The following is a 16120-nucleotide window of genomic DNA, read 5'->3' as shown; positions in this document are numbered from 1 at the left end:
ATAACCACAGTCACTTCGATAGATATAAAACACTTAACCTTAGAGCTGTATTTTGAGTTTACCAATTACAAATTATAATAAAATATCAAAAAGAGTAAAAAAACACGATAAAAGCAAATTTTTTCATTCTAAAAATACATTGATTTATAATCATGTTTTATTGTTTGCCATGTTCAATGAGAAATCCGAATATCGTAATGTTTTCTCATTTCAAACCTATTTATATTGAATCAAACAAAACCGTCTCTCTTACACGTCATAAGAGGAATTAGTATTAAGTAAAAATTGTATAAAAAAGCACAAAAATGCCGATAAATGCCTCAAGTGCTAAAATCTATTGCAACATCGGAGGCTGACAAATAGGCAAAGTATATGATAGCGTCAGCTTATTTCTTCATAAGTGTAAAGATGATGGAGCTCAATGGATTTATCATTGTACCATTCACGAGCGCCAGCGTAAAGTGAGCTTTAAGAGATATCTCTTAAAACAAAGCCTGTAAAATGGCATTCTCCTCACACTATATTCTTATTGAAATAATGATCACCTTGAACCGTGTGAGTTTAGATCTTCAGATCTCATCTGTATAACATTTTAATGTGATTGTTATCCAATATTAAAATACTTCTAACATGATGTACAAACTATAAAGAAATAAGAAAAAACATTTGAAAATGTAAATATGAAATCTAAAAATTTAACTCTAAGATACAATCTATCTTCATTCATATAAATACACAGTATACATTCTTAAACCTATAAGACTAAGAAAACCTAAACATTGATGCAACCTATAACCCTACCTGAGAAACAGTGACAATCATGTTAAATCAAATTGTCCGCAAGTGTCTCTCATTGAAAAAAACAATATCTTATCTGGACGGCACATATAACAACTTTTTATACGAAAAAACCATAAAGAAGTAATTCGTTATGAATCACAGCTTCCAAGACAAGAAGATATTCCCTACCTCTTGTGCCGTCTGTAAATTCTCATCATAAACAGTTCTAAATCGAATCCATCATGCCTTGTATCTAATCAAAATCGATCTTACCAAAGATCATGCTGAAAAACGTAATAATATTATTCATAAAAAATAAAAAAAATCACAATAGATGTTTTTTGGCAATTTCACCAGCATTAGCCGCAATGCTTAAATCTAATCTAAGAAATAAAATATTCATTTTCAGAAAGATGAAAAGAAGCTCGTAAAAAAGAGTTTTTGCAATCTGTTTCCTAAAGCATGTGATATAGTAGCAACACGCGGCAAGAATATGCAATGCTAAAGTTTCAGCAATCAAAAGCAATTTTTACTGAAAAAAGAGAAAACAGCATCATTTTATACTAAAACAGTCAACAGAAAACGTTTATAAACAAAATCAACCAAAAAACATCAAAAAGGTTCGGGAGTTTACAGAAAAATAAGCTAATAGAATAAAAGGAAAACTCTCTAACTTTTTATAGCCTATTAATATCATTTAAACATGGTGATCCCGACAGGATTCGAACCTGTGACCCACGGCTTAGAAGGCCGTTGCTCTATCCAGCTGAGCTACGGGACCCAACTGATTATTTTCTCAATTCAAAATAGCATCTTTAATTCAATGTGTCCAAGAATGCTGCCGATCACTGCGAAAATTATCAGAATAAGAAATAGCACGTCGAATCGACGTATGTTTCTTTTCTACACGGTAAGAGATAGCATTCTTACGCGCAAAAGCAATCGCTTCTTCCTTCCTATTAAATCGGATTCTTACCTGATTATTCATATCAGACGTTGCCGTGTACCCCATAAGAGGTTCAAGCATTTTCGCTTTCACCGGCTCATACTCTAGAATCCAAAAACCTGTATTCCCCTTACCTGACTGCATAGCTGTCTTAGCAGGACTATAAATACGTGCGATCATGCCTTTTTCCTTCAGATTACACAACGCTTGAATGATAGTTTCTCACCACACGTACCCAATTGGGTCATTCTCACACACTCAATCAAATATGGTCGGAGCGATAGGATTCGAACCTACGACCCCCTGATCCCAAATCAGGTGCGCTACCAGGCTGCGCTACGCTCCGCCATTTACATTTACTTGATGCACATTTCCTAAAATTTTCACAACAGAAGTGCAAGAGAAAAACACACTTTTTTTTAATTTTGTTGCATTTCTTTATAAAAAAGCACATTTTTAAATCTTTTTCCCTATTCAATAACAGATTTATTAACAAGTAGTAGAAAATAACCTCCGTAGAAAATCCAATCTATATAAAAAAGAATGAATTTCTCTATAAGGACTTCATAATTTTTGTCCTGTTTTAAGCAAGCTCTCACTGTATCAAAACGCATTCCACAGATACAATTTTAGAAAAAAACGACTTAAATATCATAGAAAAACTTTCCCAAAGAGCACATAAGCCAAAAAATTCAGCTGTATTAAGCTTTTTCCTCTCTTTTTCTATCTTCCCAAAGACGCTTTTATTAAAAATTCTAGAATCTTCTACAATCCAAATCCATAAACAACAAACATTTTTTCAAAGCACAAAGATTTTATTATAAATAAAATAAAGCGCTCTTTTTAGAAAAATTTTCAAATGCGAAGATGGAAAGAATTCAACATCATACAATAAAATCTCAAAGCTATTTAAAATAAACACATGATAAAAGTAAAAAATATTATTTTTTACTTTTATATAGATATCCAAAAAGGAGAAAATTTAAATGACTTGTCTTTCCACGTATTGAAACGATAGTAGAAGGACAGAATAAGTAAGCCATGATAAGGAGTATTTACGGATTTCTTCTATTCAAAACTTCAGCAATAACAGAACGTGTTATTTTTCTTTTTCTTTGTAATGCCAACTGATCAACAGAATCAATAACACGCTTCAATGAAAATAAAGAACGTTCACAACGACTTACAAGATAATAAACCGTATCTGGATGTACAATAAGTTGCCTATCTGAAAAAAGCTTAAATGCAACAGCTGTTAACAATGCATCATCAGGCTGATTAATTTCAACGAACATTACCGAATTAAGACGACTTTTTAGATCATTTAACATTAAATTCCAAGCGGAAGGAAGTGTTCGTGCCGTCATCAATAAAGTAGCTTGTCGTGCATCAAGATTTGCTTGCTTAATACTGTTAATTAAATGAAAAAGTTCTGTCTCATTGATTTCACCTACATCAATATCCTCTATTAAAAATGATCTGCCTAAAGAAGCCATAGTAATAGCCTGATCAATTTCATTGTGCTGAATCCTGAAAGCATCTGCTTTTTGGAGCCATATATTAGAAAAGTGCGTTTTTCCAGAGCCTTCTTTACCAACCAAAACTGCAATAGGTAAGCTCCAATTGGGCCAGTGATCAATAAGCTGAAAAGCCATACGATTGCTTTCCGTTACCACTAAATCCTCAAATTGAAAAATCGGATCATAGGGAAAATTTAAAGATAATTGCGTTTCACGCCCATTCATTTTAGCGGCTCCGAATTTCCGCTTCTCGAATACATCTGAGAACTCAGATAAGTATGAAGAGCAAAACGAACTAAAACGCCAACAGCCGCTGCCGCAGGAATAGCAACAAGCATACCAGTAAAACCAAAGAGTGAAGAAAAAGCAAAAAGTGAAAACATCAACCATACGGGATGTAATCCCACTGATGAACCTACAAGCTTGGGTTGAAGGATATAACCTTCAATAAACTGACCAATTAAAAAAAGTGCCATCACAACGATGATTCCCCCCCAATTATTGGGATAAAACTGGACCCATGCAATACCAACAGAAAGGACCAAACCACTCATTGTGCCGATATAAGGAACAAAGCTAATAAGACCAATAAACATACCAATCAAAAGACTAAAATTGAGTCCTGCAATCGTTAAACCAATAGCATAATAGCCTCCCAATATGAGACAAACTGTTCCTTGTCCACGAACAAAACCTGCAATAGCTCTATCCATTTCATGAAAAATACTACGAACAGTTTCAAGATGATCACGCGGTATTAACGAATCGATTGCTGTTACCATACGTGGCCAATCTAATAACATATAAAATGCCACCACAGGTGCCACAACAAATAGGCTAACGATATTAACGATTGATTTTCCTGACTTTAAAAGTGAATTCAAAAGAGACGTAATAAAATCCGAACCTTCTCCCAAAAATCCTTTAATATTATTCCGTAATTCATTTGGATCACTTCCAAAATAGCGCCTTAACCAATCAAAATCATGCTCAACAAAAAAGGTTTGAATACGATTAATGTAAACAGGTAAACCATCACTCATAAATTGCTGTATTTGCCAACTAATAACAGGAATCAAAATAATTAAAGCAGCAACAAAGGTAATAACAATAAATAGGGTGATAAGGACAGTCCCAAACACACGACGAATACCAAATTTTTCAAGTAATTGAACAATGGGATTGAGAAAATAAGCCAACACAATCCCTGCCACAAAAGGAAGCAAAATTGATCCAAAAACAAACATAAAAAAAATGAAAAAAATCAGCGTACCAAGCCAAAAAAAGATTTGCCTTTTCATATTATTCGGCAAAGGTAATTGAGTATACGCTGGCACATAAGTCTTATAACGATCACGAGATGTATTCTCACTCACTTTCTTTCTCATAAGCTGCCAAGAGGACTGTCCGTGATTATCTGATATCTTGCTCATAAAATATCCTAAAAAATTCTTCACAAAAAATTATAAACAACTTCAAAGTAAGGTACAAGAAAAGTTGCTTATTTTCTTATCAATATCTCTTGCAGAGAGAACTCTATCATGGCATTGCATAATATCAAAACCTGATTTTCCATTAAAGGAAGGCTCCAATGAGCAATCAAGATCTTACAAATAATAAATCCAAGGCCGGGGATAAATCCAAAGCTGGTCTTACCTACGCAAAAGCCGGTGTAAACATCGATATGGGTAATGCCATGGTAGAAAAAATTAAACCCTTTATACGCGCAACAAAACGAGCCGGAACAGATGCAGAAATTGGCGGTTTTGGTGGACTTTTTGATTTAAAAGCAGCAGGCTTTACGGATCCTATCCTAGTAGCAGCCAATGATGGTGTGGGAACAAAATTAAAAATTGCCATTGAAGTAGGTCACCATAACACTGTAGGTATTGATCTTGTAGCTATGTGTGTCAATGATTTACTCGTACAAGGGGCTGAACCTCTCTTTTTTCTGGATTATTTTGCAACTGGAAAGCTTGACCCTGAACAAGGAGCTGCGATTGTTTCCGGTATTGCAGAAGGATGTAAACAAGCCGGTGCTGCTCTTATTGGAGGAGAAACTGCAGAAATGCCAGGAATGTATGCAGAGGGAGATTATGATCTAGCTGGTTTTGCTGTTGGAGCATGCGAACGTAGCAAGTTACTCCCTTCAAAAGATTTGACAGAAGGTGATATTATATTAGGTCTAAGCGCCTCTGGAATTCATTCCAATGGCTTTTCGCTTGTTCGACGAATCATCCAGCAAAATTATCTCAAATGGAATGACCCTGCCCCTTTTTCCCCCGAAAGCAGCCTTGGTATAGCACTTCTTACACCAACACGCATTTATGTAAAATCGCTTCTTCCCATCATGAGAAAATATGAAGGGATTAAAGCTCTTGCTCATATTACGGGTGGAGGTTTTCCTGAAAATATTCCACGTGTCCTTCCATCCTCTCTCTGCGCTGAAGTTAATCTTTCTAACATCAATGTTCCAGCAGTATTTTCATGGATTGCCAAACAAGGTAAAATAGAAGAAACAGAAATGTTAAGAACATTTAATTGTGGTATTGGCATGATCATTATCGTAGCACAGCATGCAGCTGAAACAATTACACAAGCTCTTGAAAGAAAAGGAGAGACTGTAACTCCCCTTGGCATTTTAACAAAATGCCAAGATCAAAATAAAGGAATACTTTATAAAGGGGTACTGCATTTATGAAAAAACAAATCGTCGTTTTCATTTCTGGTAATGGATCCAATATGGTCGCCCTTGCTCAAGCTAGTCAACAAACGGCATATCCTGCTGAAATCGTTGCGGTTATTTGCGATAATCCGCGTGCCAACGGTATTGAAAAAGCGCAAAACCATAACTTACCTATTCATATTGTTGATCGTAAAATTTACAAAACAAAAGAAGAGCATGAAGAAAATATTTTTACAATTTTAAATCAATATAAACCGGATTTTCTCTGCTTTGCAGGGTATATGCGCCTTATCTCACCACGTTTTGTAAAACTTTATGAAGGACGAATTTTAAACATTCATCCTTCTCTTTTGCCTTCATTTAAAGGCTTAAACACACATGAAAAAGCTTTACAAGCAGGTGTAAAAATCACGGGTTGCACTGTTCACCTTGTTACAGAAGACATGGATGCAGGAAAAATCCTTGCCCAAGCAGCCGTTCCAGTCTATCCCCATGATACTGCTGAGTGCTTAGCACAAAGAGTTCTTAAAGCAGAGCATAAACTCTATCCCGAAGCCTTAAAAGCATTTATTGAAGGGAAGAGCAAAATGGTCGATACGCAACAACAGCTTTTATCTTTTTGAGTGTATCAACAATCTATTAATCAGCATATTTCAATGCTTTACACATAGTTTTTGCTCAGTATCTACAATTGAAAATCTCTATGAAATATTGACATAATAGAGTCCATCTCTTCATAAATTTTTGCACAAAATATGTAATTTTTTGAATTTTAGTTCATTTTTAAAATTTTTCTTCTTTATTCAATTCTATGACATTATCATAAGCTCTATTTATCAAAATACTCTCGTATTTCGCCTAAAAAATCTTAAAATACGCAATTTTCTATTGCATAAATTTTTGTTTATGACGAAAGTGTTTCTTTAACTGTTACAGCTAACTGTTTGAGTGTAAAAGGCTTAGATAAAAAACCAAAAACAGCATCTTGTGGAAGATTTTTAGCAAAGGCATCTTTTGCATATCCAGAAACGAAAAGAAATTTGATATCAGGATAGTTTTTACGGACTTCCTTCAATAAAGTGGGCCCATCCATTTCTGGCATCACCACATCGGAAACAATAATATCAACTTCTCCTTTTTGTTCCTCAAGAATAGAGAGTGCTTCCACCCCACTTGCTGCCTCTAAAACCGTATATCCTCTCATTTGAAGAGCTCTTACCCCCCCCATTCTGACCGCATCTTCATCTTCAACCAATAAAACAGTCGCAGATCCTGTTAAGTCTATATTTTTATCTTTCTCTTCATCTTTTTCAATCTTTTGAGAAATTTCTCCTTTTATATTGGGGATATAACGGGGAAGAAAAATATGAAATGTTGCTCCTTCACCTTCTTTACTTTCACAATAAATGTACCCACCGCTCTGCTTGATAATTCCATAAACCATTGATAAACCAAGTCCTGTTCCTTTTCCAACTTCTTTTGTTGTAAAAAATGGCTCAAACATTTTTTCTTGTATAGCAGCAGATATACCAGCCCCTGTATCTGAAATAGTCAATTGCACATACTCGCCAATTGCTAAACCAAGATGATTAAATTCAGCACTTTGTTGCTTTGTAATATTGTTTGTCGCAATCGTAACAATACCTCCATCTAACATGGCATCACGCGCATTAATAACCAAATTCATAATAACACGCTGAAAAGATGCTTGATCAACTTCAACGCTCCACAAATCTCTTCCATGGATAATTTTTAACTGAATATTATTCCCCAAAAGTGGTAAAATAAGATTGCGGATATCTGATAAAAATTCAGTAAAATCAACTTCTTCAGGTCGAAGTGTTTGCTTTCTAGAAAAAGCTAATAATTGCTGTACAAGAGCAGCTGCTCGATTAGCATTATTTTTAATATTGATCAGATCAGCATGAGCAGGATCAGAACTACGATGCGTATTTAAAAGAAGATCACACGACATTAAAATTGCTGTTAAAACATTATTAAAATCATGAGCAATGCCGCCAGCCAATTGTCCTACAGCTTGCATCTTCTGACTTTGCATCATTTTGTCTTCAAGTGTTTTTTGTTCGGTTGTTTCAATGACAGAGATAATAAGCAAATCTTGCAATGCATCACCATGATAAGGCGGTACAGACATAATATGGAGTCGTAAATGGCATTCTTCATTTTTTTCTAAAACAGTTTCTAGAGAAACAAAATAATTTTTATTTGTCGCAATTCTCTGAAAAGAACGCTCTAACTGCACACAATCACGACGAGAAATAACATCATAAAAATTGACAGCTTTGTCCATACATCCCGTGAGTGATGAAAAAGCTTTATTCATATGAATCAATTGCCCTGCATGATCCACCACGGCTATTGCAAAAGGACTCGCATCAAAATATTCTCCTAATATACTGGGTAATTTTAATTGATCGTCCTCTTCTTTTTGTATTTGTTGTGGAATGATCACAATACGATAAATGGCCTCCTCTTCTAAGAGAGAAGAAACAGATATAAGACAATGGAATATTTTCTCACAAGTCGTGTGTGAATTTAAACATAACGAAAACCTATAAGGTAAAGAGTAACCTGAACTTTGATATCTGTTGGTTTGCAAACAGATATCACTCCATGAGCTCTTAGCGCCAACGCTATCAAATAACGAATCAAAATTATATTGACCAATTGAGAAATTCGCTAAATCAATTGAAAACCATTCGGCAAAAATCGCATTGGCATAAAGAATAGTTCCATGTCTATTAACGGATACAAAACCAATAGGGGCTTGATCCAAGTGATTGATAGCCTCTTGAAGGTTCGAGAAAAAAACTTCTCGCGTTTGTTGTAAATGCGAAATATCAGTAATACGCCAAAATAAAAGCTTTTTTTTCTGTTTTGTGATAGGCTGCACGGAAATATTATACCAAACAGATTTTTTTGGTGTAGAATCGGTAAAAATTGGTTGTTCTACTCTCAATTCCTCTTGCGCTGCAAGATTATTACAGGCAGCAACCTTTAAGCGATACGAGAGTGCACCTGCTCCTGGAAGATCAGCAATAACCATATAACAAGACACTTCAGGCTTATAGGTCAGAATTTTTTGATAGTTTTGATTAGAATAATAAACAAAACCAGAAAGATCAGAGATTACAATTGCATCATCGCTCCTATTAAAGATGCTAAAATCAAAATCTTCATGCGACCACACATGATATCTTAAAATGCCCATTCCACACAAAACGAGTGTTGCAACACCGATAATTGCTAGAATCAAAAAAGATATTGATATCGCCTTTTGCAAATAGCTTTGTGGATAAAAAAAACCTAAAATACCCACAATGAAAAGAAAAACTAATATAAAAACAACACCAAAAATCACAACTCTTCGATGAACAGAAGACACTGATCTTTTATTATTATCAAAACCTTTATCCATCTCTCATTGCCTTAGATTTAGCTGTTTCTTATATCACAAAACTTCCTTTATATTCATTGTTATAAAGTATATACTATGATATTATCTTTCTAAGAAAGCTCACTTAATGTTAAAAATTTTATTTCTTGTATTTAAGTGAGCCTTTTAAGGGTGTATTTATAAATTTATCTCGATAAAAAACGATATTTTCACACAAAAATGGGAGAAAATCTATGTATATCTGGTTATCAGAGCAAATAGGTGTATCTGCTGCGAAAATAACGATAAGCTCTTTGTTTTTTATAATAACAATCACAGCTATTACCATAATTATCTTGTTTTTACGTCGTTTAAGTACGAGAAGATTCAGCATTAATAGAAAAAAAAGTCTATCACGATTAGCATTATGTGAAGTAATTTCTATAGATCGAGCACGCCGCCTTGTTTTAGTCCGTTGCGATAATAAAGAACATTTGCTCCTTATTGGCGGATTAACAGATGTGGTTGTAGAATCCGATATTACAGGTACATCTAAAATACAAAAGAGAGAAACACACACACATCTAAATTCCGCCCCTACAGAAAGAAACAACATATCGGATAAAAATCCCTCTCCTTTTACGAATCAAGCGGTAAAAGATTCAGCAATCACCGCCGAAATTGAGGGGCGGCAAGAACCATCTTTATTCATTCCTACTCCTCAAAAATAAAAATACACAATTTTATCACCACGAATTTCGTTTTTTATCATTTCAATGACTTTAATCATCGCGATAAACTCTTTCACGTCGTTCGTGACGTTCTTGCGCTTCCAATGACAAAACGGCTATCGGCCGAGCCTCAAGACGCTTTATACTAATGGGCTCGCCGGTTTCTTCACAAAAACCGTATGTCCCATTATCAATGCGCTCTAAAGCAGCATCTATTTTTGAAATAAGTTTCCTCTGACGATCACGAGCACGTAATTCGATTGTACGATCAGTTTCACAAGAAGCCCGATCAGTCAAATCGGGTTGACCAACATTCTCTTCCTGCAAATTTTCCAAAGTCTCACGAGCTTCTTTTAATATATCATTCTTCCAAGAAACCAGTTTAGCACGAAAATACGCCTTTTGCCGCTCATTCATAAAAGGCTCATCTTCACTAGGGCGATATTGACCATCAATCTCTTCGCTCATGCAATAAAAAACCTCCACATATGCTATGTGCGGTCTATATATTGTGCAATACCCATCAACACAAGAGTAAAATGTCTTTTCATAACAATTGACGAATATGTCTAAATGCACTGTTTAGGTTTAATCGCTTTTTATGTAGATTGGATTCTTGATCAAATCTCATCCAGAATCATTTTTCTCGCTTATTGAAAAACTTTAAAAAGAAGGAAATCTAATATCAGATATCAGAGCCATCCCTCCCCTACTCTCTCATTCATTGTTTAAAGTCTAAATGAAGCAACAATAAATCATTTCATCAATGCAAAAAAATAAAATCTTTATAAAGGCAAAGTGTGATATTCACGTTTCAAATACATCAAAGCATCTTTTTCTTGATTACAGTTAATTGCAACAACCTCACCAATCAAAACACAATGGGTTGCGTGCTCATGCCAACAAATCAAACGACAATCAAACGATGCTAGAGCGTCTGAAAGACTAGGCGCCCCCGTTTGCAAAGCTCCCCATTGAGCAACATCAAAACGCTCATTTTGTGTAGAATTGCAACGCCTCGAAAAAACATCCGCTAATGAACGATGCTTTCCTGCCAAGCTATTAACACAAAAATTTCCATTCTCCATAAACACCTGATTCTTTAAATTATGGCGCATGAGACAAACAAGAAGGGTTGGAGGATCATCAGATAAAGAACAACACGCCGAAACAGTCACCCCGCGTCTTCCCTTAATACCATTTGTTGTCACAATATGCACAGCTCCTGCAAAAAGACTCATGGCATCTCGATATTCTTGGGAAGAAACCGCGATAGTATGTTTATGTTGAAGTTCAGGCATCAAATATGTTTTATGATTCGACATATCTTTCACTTATAAAGCTTTAAAATTTCAAGCGATCTTTCCATAAAAAGATCTATAATACATATTTTTTCTTTTCCGTCATAACACAAAAGATATTTGTGTATACACAGCGATATGATAAAAACTGCCAATCAAGGAGATTTTAATGCCCCATTCTCATCTCATTTCGCCTTCTCTCTTGGCTTCTGATTTTTCTAAACTTGGACAAGAAATGTTAGATGTTGTTGATGCTGGTGCAGATTGGCTTCATCTTGATATTATGGATGGGCACTTTGTTCCTAACATCACCTTTGGTCCTGAAATAGTCAAGGCTCTACGCCCATTAACAAAAGCAATATTTGATGTCCACCTGATGATCGCACCAGTAGACCCTTATTTGGAAGCTTTTGCAAAAGCGGGTTCAGATATTATAACCATTCATGCTGAAGCAAGTCCACATCTTCATCGTTCATTACAAACAATCAAAAAAATGGGAAAAAAAGCAGGAATCGCACTCAATCCAAGCACCCCTGAACATGTACTTGAATATTTGCTTGATCAATTAGATCTCATTCTCATCATGACAGTCAATCCCGGTTTTGGTGGACAAAGTTTTATTCCAGAAATAAAAGATAAAATTAAGCGCGTTAAAAGCATGATTGCAAACCGCCCTATTGATCTTGAAGTTGATGGTGGTATCACCGTTGATACAATTGGGATAGCAGCAAAAGCTGGTGCAAATGTATTTGTCGCAGGCTCTGCAATTTATAAAGATGGAAATAAAGAGCTTTACAGAACACGTATTAATGCATTGCGCCAAGCCGCAATCCTCTCACAACAAGGAAAAAAATGATGATCGCACGTTATTCCCGCCCTGCAATGGTAACAATTTGGTCTCCCGAAACAAAATATCGTATTTGGTTTGAAATTGAAGCCCATGCCTGTGATGCCCTTGCTCACTTAGGGATTATTCCGAAAGAAGCCGCCAAAGTCATTTGGGAAAAAGGGGCAGCAGCTAAATTTGATGTCAATCGCATTGATGAAATTGAAGCAATTACCAAACATGATGTTATCGCATTTCTAACCCACCTAGCTGAATTCATTGGACCAGAGGCACGTTTTATCCACCAAGGCATGACATCATCTGATGTTCTCGATACAACGCTGAACATTCAATTGATGCGTGCGAGTGATATTTTGCTAAAGGATATAGATCAACTTCTTGAAGCATTAAAAAGACGTGCTTTTGAGCATAAAGAGACAATCACTATTGGGCGGAGTCATGGCATTCATGCTGAACCGACAACATTTGGAATCAAGTTTGCTCTTGCATACGCTGAATTTTCCCGTTGTCGCAAACGTCTTCTTGCAGCACGAGAAGAAATTTCTACTTGCGCGATTTCAGGAGCCGTAGGAACTTTTGCAAATATCGATCCACGCGTTGAAGAACATGTAGCAAAAGCCTTGAGGATGCGTGCTGAACCAGTTTCCACCCAAGTAATACCAAGAGATCGTCATGCTATGTTTTTTGCAACACTTGGTGTTATTGCTTCCTCTATTGAAAGGCTAGCGATAGAAATACGCCATTTACAACGAACAGAAGTTCTTGAAGCAGAGGAACATTTCTCACCTGGGCAAAAAGGTTCATCGGCAATGCCTCATAAACGTAATCCAGTTTTAACAGAAAATTTAACTGGATTAGCCCGTATGGTACGTGCATTTGCACTCCCAGCCATGGAAAATGTAGCTCTTTGGCATGAACGTGATATTTCCCATTCATCTGTTGAGCGTTATATTGCTCCAGATGCGACTATTACACTTGATTTTGCTCTTTCTCGCCTCACATCTGTCATTGAAAATCTTATTGTCTATCCAGAAAATATGCAAAAAAATCTCAATAAATTCCGCGGTCTTGTTCACTCACAACGGGTTCTTTTAGCCCTCACACAAGCAGGGATTAGTCGTGAAGATTCTTATCGAATTGTACAACGAAATGCGATGAAAGTTTGGGAACAAGGAAAAGATTTTTTAGAAGAACTCCTCAATGACAAAGATGTTACCAAAGCTTTAAGTGAAGAAGAACTTCGCGAAAAATTTGATCTTTCTTACCACACCAAACATATCAATACGATTTTTAAACGTGTTTTTGAAGAACAATAAAGCGACATAGAAAACCAAAATCCATTCCACCTATGATCAAAAATCTGTTGTAACAAAGAAAACAATTCATGAGAGCAAATCAACTCGATATTCTTATTGTTCCTGGCTACAAAGGATCTGGTCCAGATCATTGGCAAACACGCTGGGAAAAAAAATTGTCGACAGCCCGCCGCATTGAACAACTCCATTGGTCAAAGCCTGTTTGTGAAGAGTGGGTTAACAAAGTTAAAACCGCCATCGCAAAAGCTCAAAGGCCTGTTATGCTTATTGCTCATTCATTAGGAGTTCCCAGTGTTATTCATGCAACTGTACAAAATACAGAAAAAATTTGTGGCGCATTCTTTGTTGCACCTCCAGATGTCGCCAATGAAAAAATACGTCCCAAACATTTAATGACATTTGGCCCCTATCATCGCCAAAAGCTTCCTTTTCCTTCTATTGTCATAGCCAGTCGCAACGATGAGTTTTGTCAATTTTCAGTAGCAGAAAAAATTGCCAATGATTGGGGATCACTCTTTGTTGATGCTGGGTATTCTGGCCATATTAACGCAGAATCCGGACACGGACCTTGGCCTGAAGGGCTTATGGTCCTCTCTCACTTTCTTGCAAAAATTTGATCCAAAAGAGGTGATCTTCTTTCTCATCGCTTATGTATCTTCACCTTTGGGTAAACGTGTAATGATAAAAATTATAAAAGTATCATAGCAATATCATTGAGAAATTCTATCAATTAGGATAGTATCATTTATCAATGTTATTAAAAACCTCTCAAGATAAATAGAGAATCATGATGAATCGTCGCCACCGTATTTATGAAGGCAAGGCTAAAATTTTATATGAAGGACCTGAACCAGGGACTTATATTCAATTTTTTAAAGATGATGCAACTGCCTTTAATGCAAAAAAACATGAAATTATCGACGGAAAGGGGGTTTTAAACAACCGAATTTCGGAACATATTTTTAGCCATCTTGGACGTTTGGGCATCCCAACACATTTTATCAAACGTATAAACATGCGCGAACAGCTTATTAAAGCGGTGGAAATCATTCCGTTGGAAGTTGTTGTTCGCAATGTTGCTGCTGGCTCTCTTGCTAAGCGTTTAGGACTGGAAGAAGGAACCCCGCTTCCGCAATCCATCATTGAATTCTACTATAAAAATGATTCTCTCGATGATCCTATGGTAACGGAAGAACATATCACAGCTTTTGGGTGGGCTGTCCCACAAGAGATAGAAGATATCATGCAACTTTCAATTCGTATTAATGATTTTCTTTCTGGGCTTTTTGCCGGTGTTAACATCCAATTAATTGATTTTAAAATGGAATTTGGTCGCCTGTGGGAAGATGAAACGATGCGCATTGTTCTTGCTGATGAAATCTCTCCTGATTCTGCACGACTATGGGATATGCACACACAAGAAAAAATGGATAAAGACCGTTTTCGTCGTGATATGGGTGGGCTTATTAATGCCTATCAAGAAGTTGCCAAACGTCTTGGTATTATGAATGAAAATGAACCAACACGACCAAGTGGTCCCGTTCTCGTAAAGTAAAAACAAGGTAAAAAAACATTACCTTATATAAATACCCCTCTTCAAAGGAGAGGTTCTTTTAAAAACAGGAAGCAAAAAATGAAAGCACGCATTACAGTTACTTTAAGAGAAAGCGTTCTTGATCCACAAGGAGAAGCAATTGTCGGTGCTTTAAAAAGTTTAGCTTTCGAAGGCATTCAATCCATTCGTCAAGGAAAGGTTTTTGATATTGTTCTTGATGAACTACCTTCTGAAACCGCAAAGAAAAAACTTGAACAAATGTGTGAAGAGTTACTCGCAAATACTGTCATTGAAAATTATACAATCGAACTTTTTTAAGTGAAACGCTCATGAAAACTGCCATCATTCAACTTCCTGGATTAAATCGTGATCGAGATATGGTTGCAGCATTACATCATATAACGGGAGTTGAGCCACTAAAAATTTGGCAAACAGAAACAACAATTCCAGATGTAGATGTTATTATTATTCCTGGTGGTTTTTCCTATGGCGACTACTTAAGATGTGGTGCGATTGGAGCGCGAACTCCCGTCTTAAAAGCCATTCGTGAAAAAGCACAAGAAGGTACGACAATTATAGGTATCTGTAATGGATTTCAAATTTTGTTGGAAGCAGGATTATTACCCGGTACTTTAATGCGTAACGCTTCTTTAAAGTTTGTTTGTCGTGAAATCAAACTTGAAGTCGTCAACGCCAAGACAAAATTTTCTCGATATTATTCTAAAGGACAAATTATTCGTTGTCCTGTTGCCCATCATGACGGAAATTATTTTGTTGATAGTGAAACATTGAAACAAATGGAAGACAATGAACAAATTGTTTTTCGCTATGCAGAAAATACAAACCCGAACGGCTCAATGAAAGATATTGCTGGTATTGTTAATAAAGCTGGTAATATTCTTGGTATGATGCCCCATCCTGAAAACTTTATTGAACCCGCCCATGGAGGTACTGACGGTCGTTTACTTTTTCAAAGTGCTTTAGAGTTAGTAAATGGATAATGCTGCAAAAATACTCGCGCTCCATAATTTAAAAAACAAG

At 36.1% G+C, this 16120-nt stretch carries 15 protein-coding genes and 2 tRNA genes; 9 read left to right on the top strand and 8 right to left on the bottom strand.

Annotation, left to right across the window (positions count from 1 at the left end; translation table 11 throughout):
• Positions 1-1484 precede the first annotated feature (1484 nt).
• The 5 genes from ACFIJZ_RS05600 to ACFIJZ_RS05580 all read right to left on the bottom strand — a co-directional run bounded on the left by ACFIJZ_RS05600 (position 1485) and on the right by ACFIJZ_RS05580 (position 4679).
• A tRNA-Arg gene (locus tag ACFIJZ_RS05600) sits at positions 1485-1561 on the bottom strand.
• 39 nt (positions 1562-1600) lie between these two features.
• Positions 1601-1906 carry an ETC complex I subunit gene (locus ACFIJZ_RS05595; protein WP_273791168.1) on the bottom strand — a complete coding sequence of 102 codons (306 nt, stop codon included), beginning with the start codon at positions 1904-1906 and terminating at the stop codon, positions 1601-1603.
• 89 nt (positions 1907-1995) lie between these two features.
• Positions 1996-2072, bottom strand: a tRNA-Pro gene (locus ACFIJZ_RS05590).
• A 709-nt stretch (positions 2073-2781) separates the two neighbouring features.
• Positions 2782-3471 carry a DnaA regulatory inactivator HdaA gene (gene hdaA / locus ACFIJZ_RS05585; protein WP_375631259.1) on the bottom strand — a complete coding sequence of 230 codons (690 nt, stop codon included), beginning with the start codon at positions 3469-3471 and terminating at the stop codon, positions 2782-2784.
• The gene (locus ACFIJZ_RS05580; protein ID WP_273791170.1) at positions 3468-4679 is read right to left on the bottom strand and encodes an AI-2E family transporter; all 1212 of its coding nucleotides are present in this window, start codon (positions 4677-4679) and stop codon (positions 3468-3470) included. Before ACFIJZ_RS05580 ends, hdaA begins: the two co-directional genes overlap by 4 nt.
• A 158-nt stretch (positions 4680-4837) precedes the next feature.
• Here ACFIJZ_RS05580 and purM point away from each other — a divergent pair, with 158 nt between their 5' ends.
• Positions 4838-5947 carry a phosphoribosylformylglycinamidine cyclo-ligase gene (gene purM, locus ACFIJZ_RS05575; RefSeq protein ID WP_273791171.1) on the top strand — a complete coding sequence of 370 codons (1110 nt, stop codon included), beginning with the start codon at positions 4838-4840 and terminating at the stop codon, positions 5945-5947.
• The gene (purN, locus tag ACFIJZ_RS05570) at positions 5944-6555 is read left to right on the top strand and encodes a phosphoribosylglycinamide formyltransferase (protein WP_375613082.1); all 612 of its coding nucleotides are present in this window, start codon (positions 5944-5946) and stop codon (positions 6553-6555) included. Before purM ends, purN begins: the two co-directional genes overlap by 4 nt.
• A 281-nt stretch (positions 6556-6836) precedes the next feature.
• Here the strand turns inward: purN and ACFIJZ_RS05565 are convergent, their stop codons facing one another.
• Complete coding sequence (locus ACFIJZ_RS05565) at positions 6837-9371, bottom strand: response regulator (protein ID WP_375631258.1); 2535 nt, start codon at positions 9369-9371, stop codon at positions 6837-6839.
• A gap of 212 nt (positions 9372-9583) precedes the next feature.
• Between ACFIJZ_RS05565 and ACFIJZ_RS05560 the strand changes: the two genes are divergently transcribed.
• A complete protein-coding gene (locus ACFIJZ_RS05560; RefSeq protein WP_273791174.1) occupies positions 9584-10060 on the top strand; it encodes a flagellar biosynthetic protein FliO in 477 nt (158 codons plus the stop codon).
• A 51-nt stretch (positions 10061-10111) separates the two neighbouring features.
• Here ACFIJZ_RS05560 and dksA read toward each other — a convergent pair whose 3' ends face one another.
• Both dksA and ACFIJZ_RS05550 read right to left on the bottom strand, forming a co-directional pair.
• A complete protein-coding gene (gene dksA, locus ACFIJZ_RS05555) occupies positions 10112-10528 on the bottom strand; it encodes an RNA polymerase-binding protein DksA (RefSeq protein ID WP_015856486.1) in 417 nt (138 codons plus the stop codon).
• 317 nt (positions 10529-10845) lie between these two features.
• Entirely contained in the window at positions 10846-11385 is a 540-nt protein-coding gene (locus ACFIJZ_RS05550) for a flavin reductase (RefSeq protein WP_273791175.1), read from the bottom strand.
• Positions 11386-11530: 145 nt separating this feature from the next.
• Between ACFIJZ_RS05550 and rpe the strand changes: the two genes are divergently transcribed.
• The 6 genes from rpe (at position 11531) to purQ (ending at position 16080) form a co-directional block, all read left to right on the top strand.
• Positions 11531-12217: a ribulose-phosphate 3-epimerase gene (rpe, locus tag ACFIJZ_RS05545; RefSeq protein ID WP_273791176.1), complete on the top strand. Its 687-nt coding sequence runs from the start codon at positions 11531-11533 to the stop codon at positions 12215-12217.
• Complete coding sequence (purB, locus tag ACFIJZ_RS05540) at positions 12217-13524, top strand: adenylosuccinate lyase (RefSeq protein WP_375631281.1); 1308 nt, start codon at positions 12217-12219, stop codon at positions 13522-13524. The genes rpe and purB overlap by 1 nt, the downstream gene beginning before the upstream one ends.
• Before the next feature lie 68 nt (positions 13525-13592).
• The gene (locus ACFIJZ_RS05535; RefSeq protein WP_375631257.1) at positions 13593-14141 is read left to right on the top strand and encodes an RBBP9/YdeN family alpha/beta hydrolase; all 549 of its coding nucleotides are present in this window, start codon (positions 13593-13595) and stop codon (positions 14139-14141) included.
• A 173-nt stretch (positions 14142-14314) separates the two neighbouring features.
• A complete protein-coding gene (gene purC / locus ACFIJZ_RS05530; protein ID WP_273791179.1) occupies positions 14315-15079 on the top strand; it encodes a phosphoribosylaminoimidazolesuccinocarboxamide synthase in 765 nt (254 codons plus the stop codon).
• A gap of 78 nt (positions 15080-15157) precedes the next feature.
• Entirely contained in the window at positions 15158-15397 is a 240-nt protein-coding gene (purS, locus tag ACFIJZ_RS05525) for a phosphoribosylformylglycinamidine synthase subunit PurS (RefSeq protein ID WP_273791180.1), read from the top strand.
• An 11-nt stretch (positions 15398-15408) separates the two neighbouring features.
• A complete protein-coding gene (gene purQ, locus ACFIJZ_RS05520) occupies positions 15409-16080 on the top strand; it encodes a phosphoribosylformylglycinamidine synthase subunit PurQ (RefSeq protein WP_375613086.1) in 672 nt (223 codons plus the stop codon).
• Positions 16081-16120: the final 40 nt, after the last annotated feature.

The sequence above is a fragment of the Bartonella sp. CL70QHWL genome (assembly GCF_042194855.1).
In the GTDB taxonomy this organism is placed as follows: Bacteria; Pseudomonadota; Alphaproteobacteria; order Rhizobiales; family Rhizobiaceae; genus Bartonella.
The sequence above is the reverse complement of the archived record's forward strand: the minus strand, read 5'-3'. Positions and strand labels throughout refer to the sequence as shown.

Coding starts and splice junctions, on each gene's coding strand:
- ACFIJZ_RS05595 (WP_273791168.1), bottom strand. CDS start 1,906: ATGATCGCACGTATTTATAGTCCTGCTAAGACAGCTATGCAGTCAGGT.
- hdaA (WP_375631259.1), bottom strand. CDS start 3,471: ATGAATGGGCGTGAAACGCAATTATCTTTAAATTTTCCCTATGATCCG.
- ACFIJZ_RS05580 (WP_273791170.1), bottom strand. CDS start 4,679: ATGAGCAAGATATCAGATAATCACGGACAGTCCTCTTGGCAGCTTATG.
- purM (WP_273791171.1), top strand. CDS start 4,838: ATGAGCAATCAAGATCTTACAAATAATAAATCCAAGGCCGGGGATAAA.
- purN (WP_375613082.1), top strand. CDS start 5,944: ATGAAAAAACAAATCGTCGTTTTCATTTCTGGTAATGGATCCAATATG.
- ACFIJZ_RS05565 (WP_375631258.1), bottom strand. CDS start 9,371: ATGGATAAAGGTTTTGATAATAATAAAAGATCAGTGTCTTCTGTTCAT.
- ACFIJZ_RS05560 (WP_273791174.1), top strand. CDS start 9,584: ATGTATATCTGGTTATCAGAGCAAATAGGTGTATCTGCTGCGAAAATA.
- dksA (WP_015856486.1), bottom strand. CDS start 10,528: ATGAGCGAAGAGATTGATGGTCAATATCGCCCTAGTGAAGATGAGCCT.
- ACFIJZ_RS05550 (WP_273791175.1), bottom strand. CDS start 11,385: ATGTCGAATCATAAAACATATTTGATGCCTGAACTTCAACATAAACAT.
- rpe (WP_273791176.1), top strand. CDS start 11,531: ATGCCCCATTCTCATCTCATTTCGCCTTCTCTCTTGGCTTCTGATTTT.
- purB (WP_375631281.1), top strand. CDS start 12,217: ATGATCGCACGTTATTCCCGCCCTGCAATGGTAACAATTTGGTCTCCC.
- ACFIJZ_RS05535 (WP_375631257.1), top strand. CDS start 13,593: ATGAGAGCAAATCAACTCGATATTCTTATTGTTCCTGGCTACAAAGGA.
- purC (WP_273791179.1), top strand. CDS start 14,315: ATGAATCGTCGCCACCGTATTTATGAAGGCAAGGCTAAAATTTTATAT.
- purS (WP_273791180.1), top strand. CDS start 15,158: ATGAAAGCACGCATTACAGTTACTTTAAGAGAAAGCGTTCTTGATCCA.
- purQ (WP_375613086.1), top strand. CDS start 15,409: ATGAAAACTGCCATCATTCAACTTCCTGGATTAAATCGTGATCGAGAT.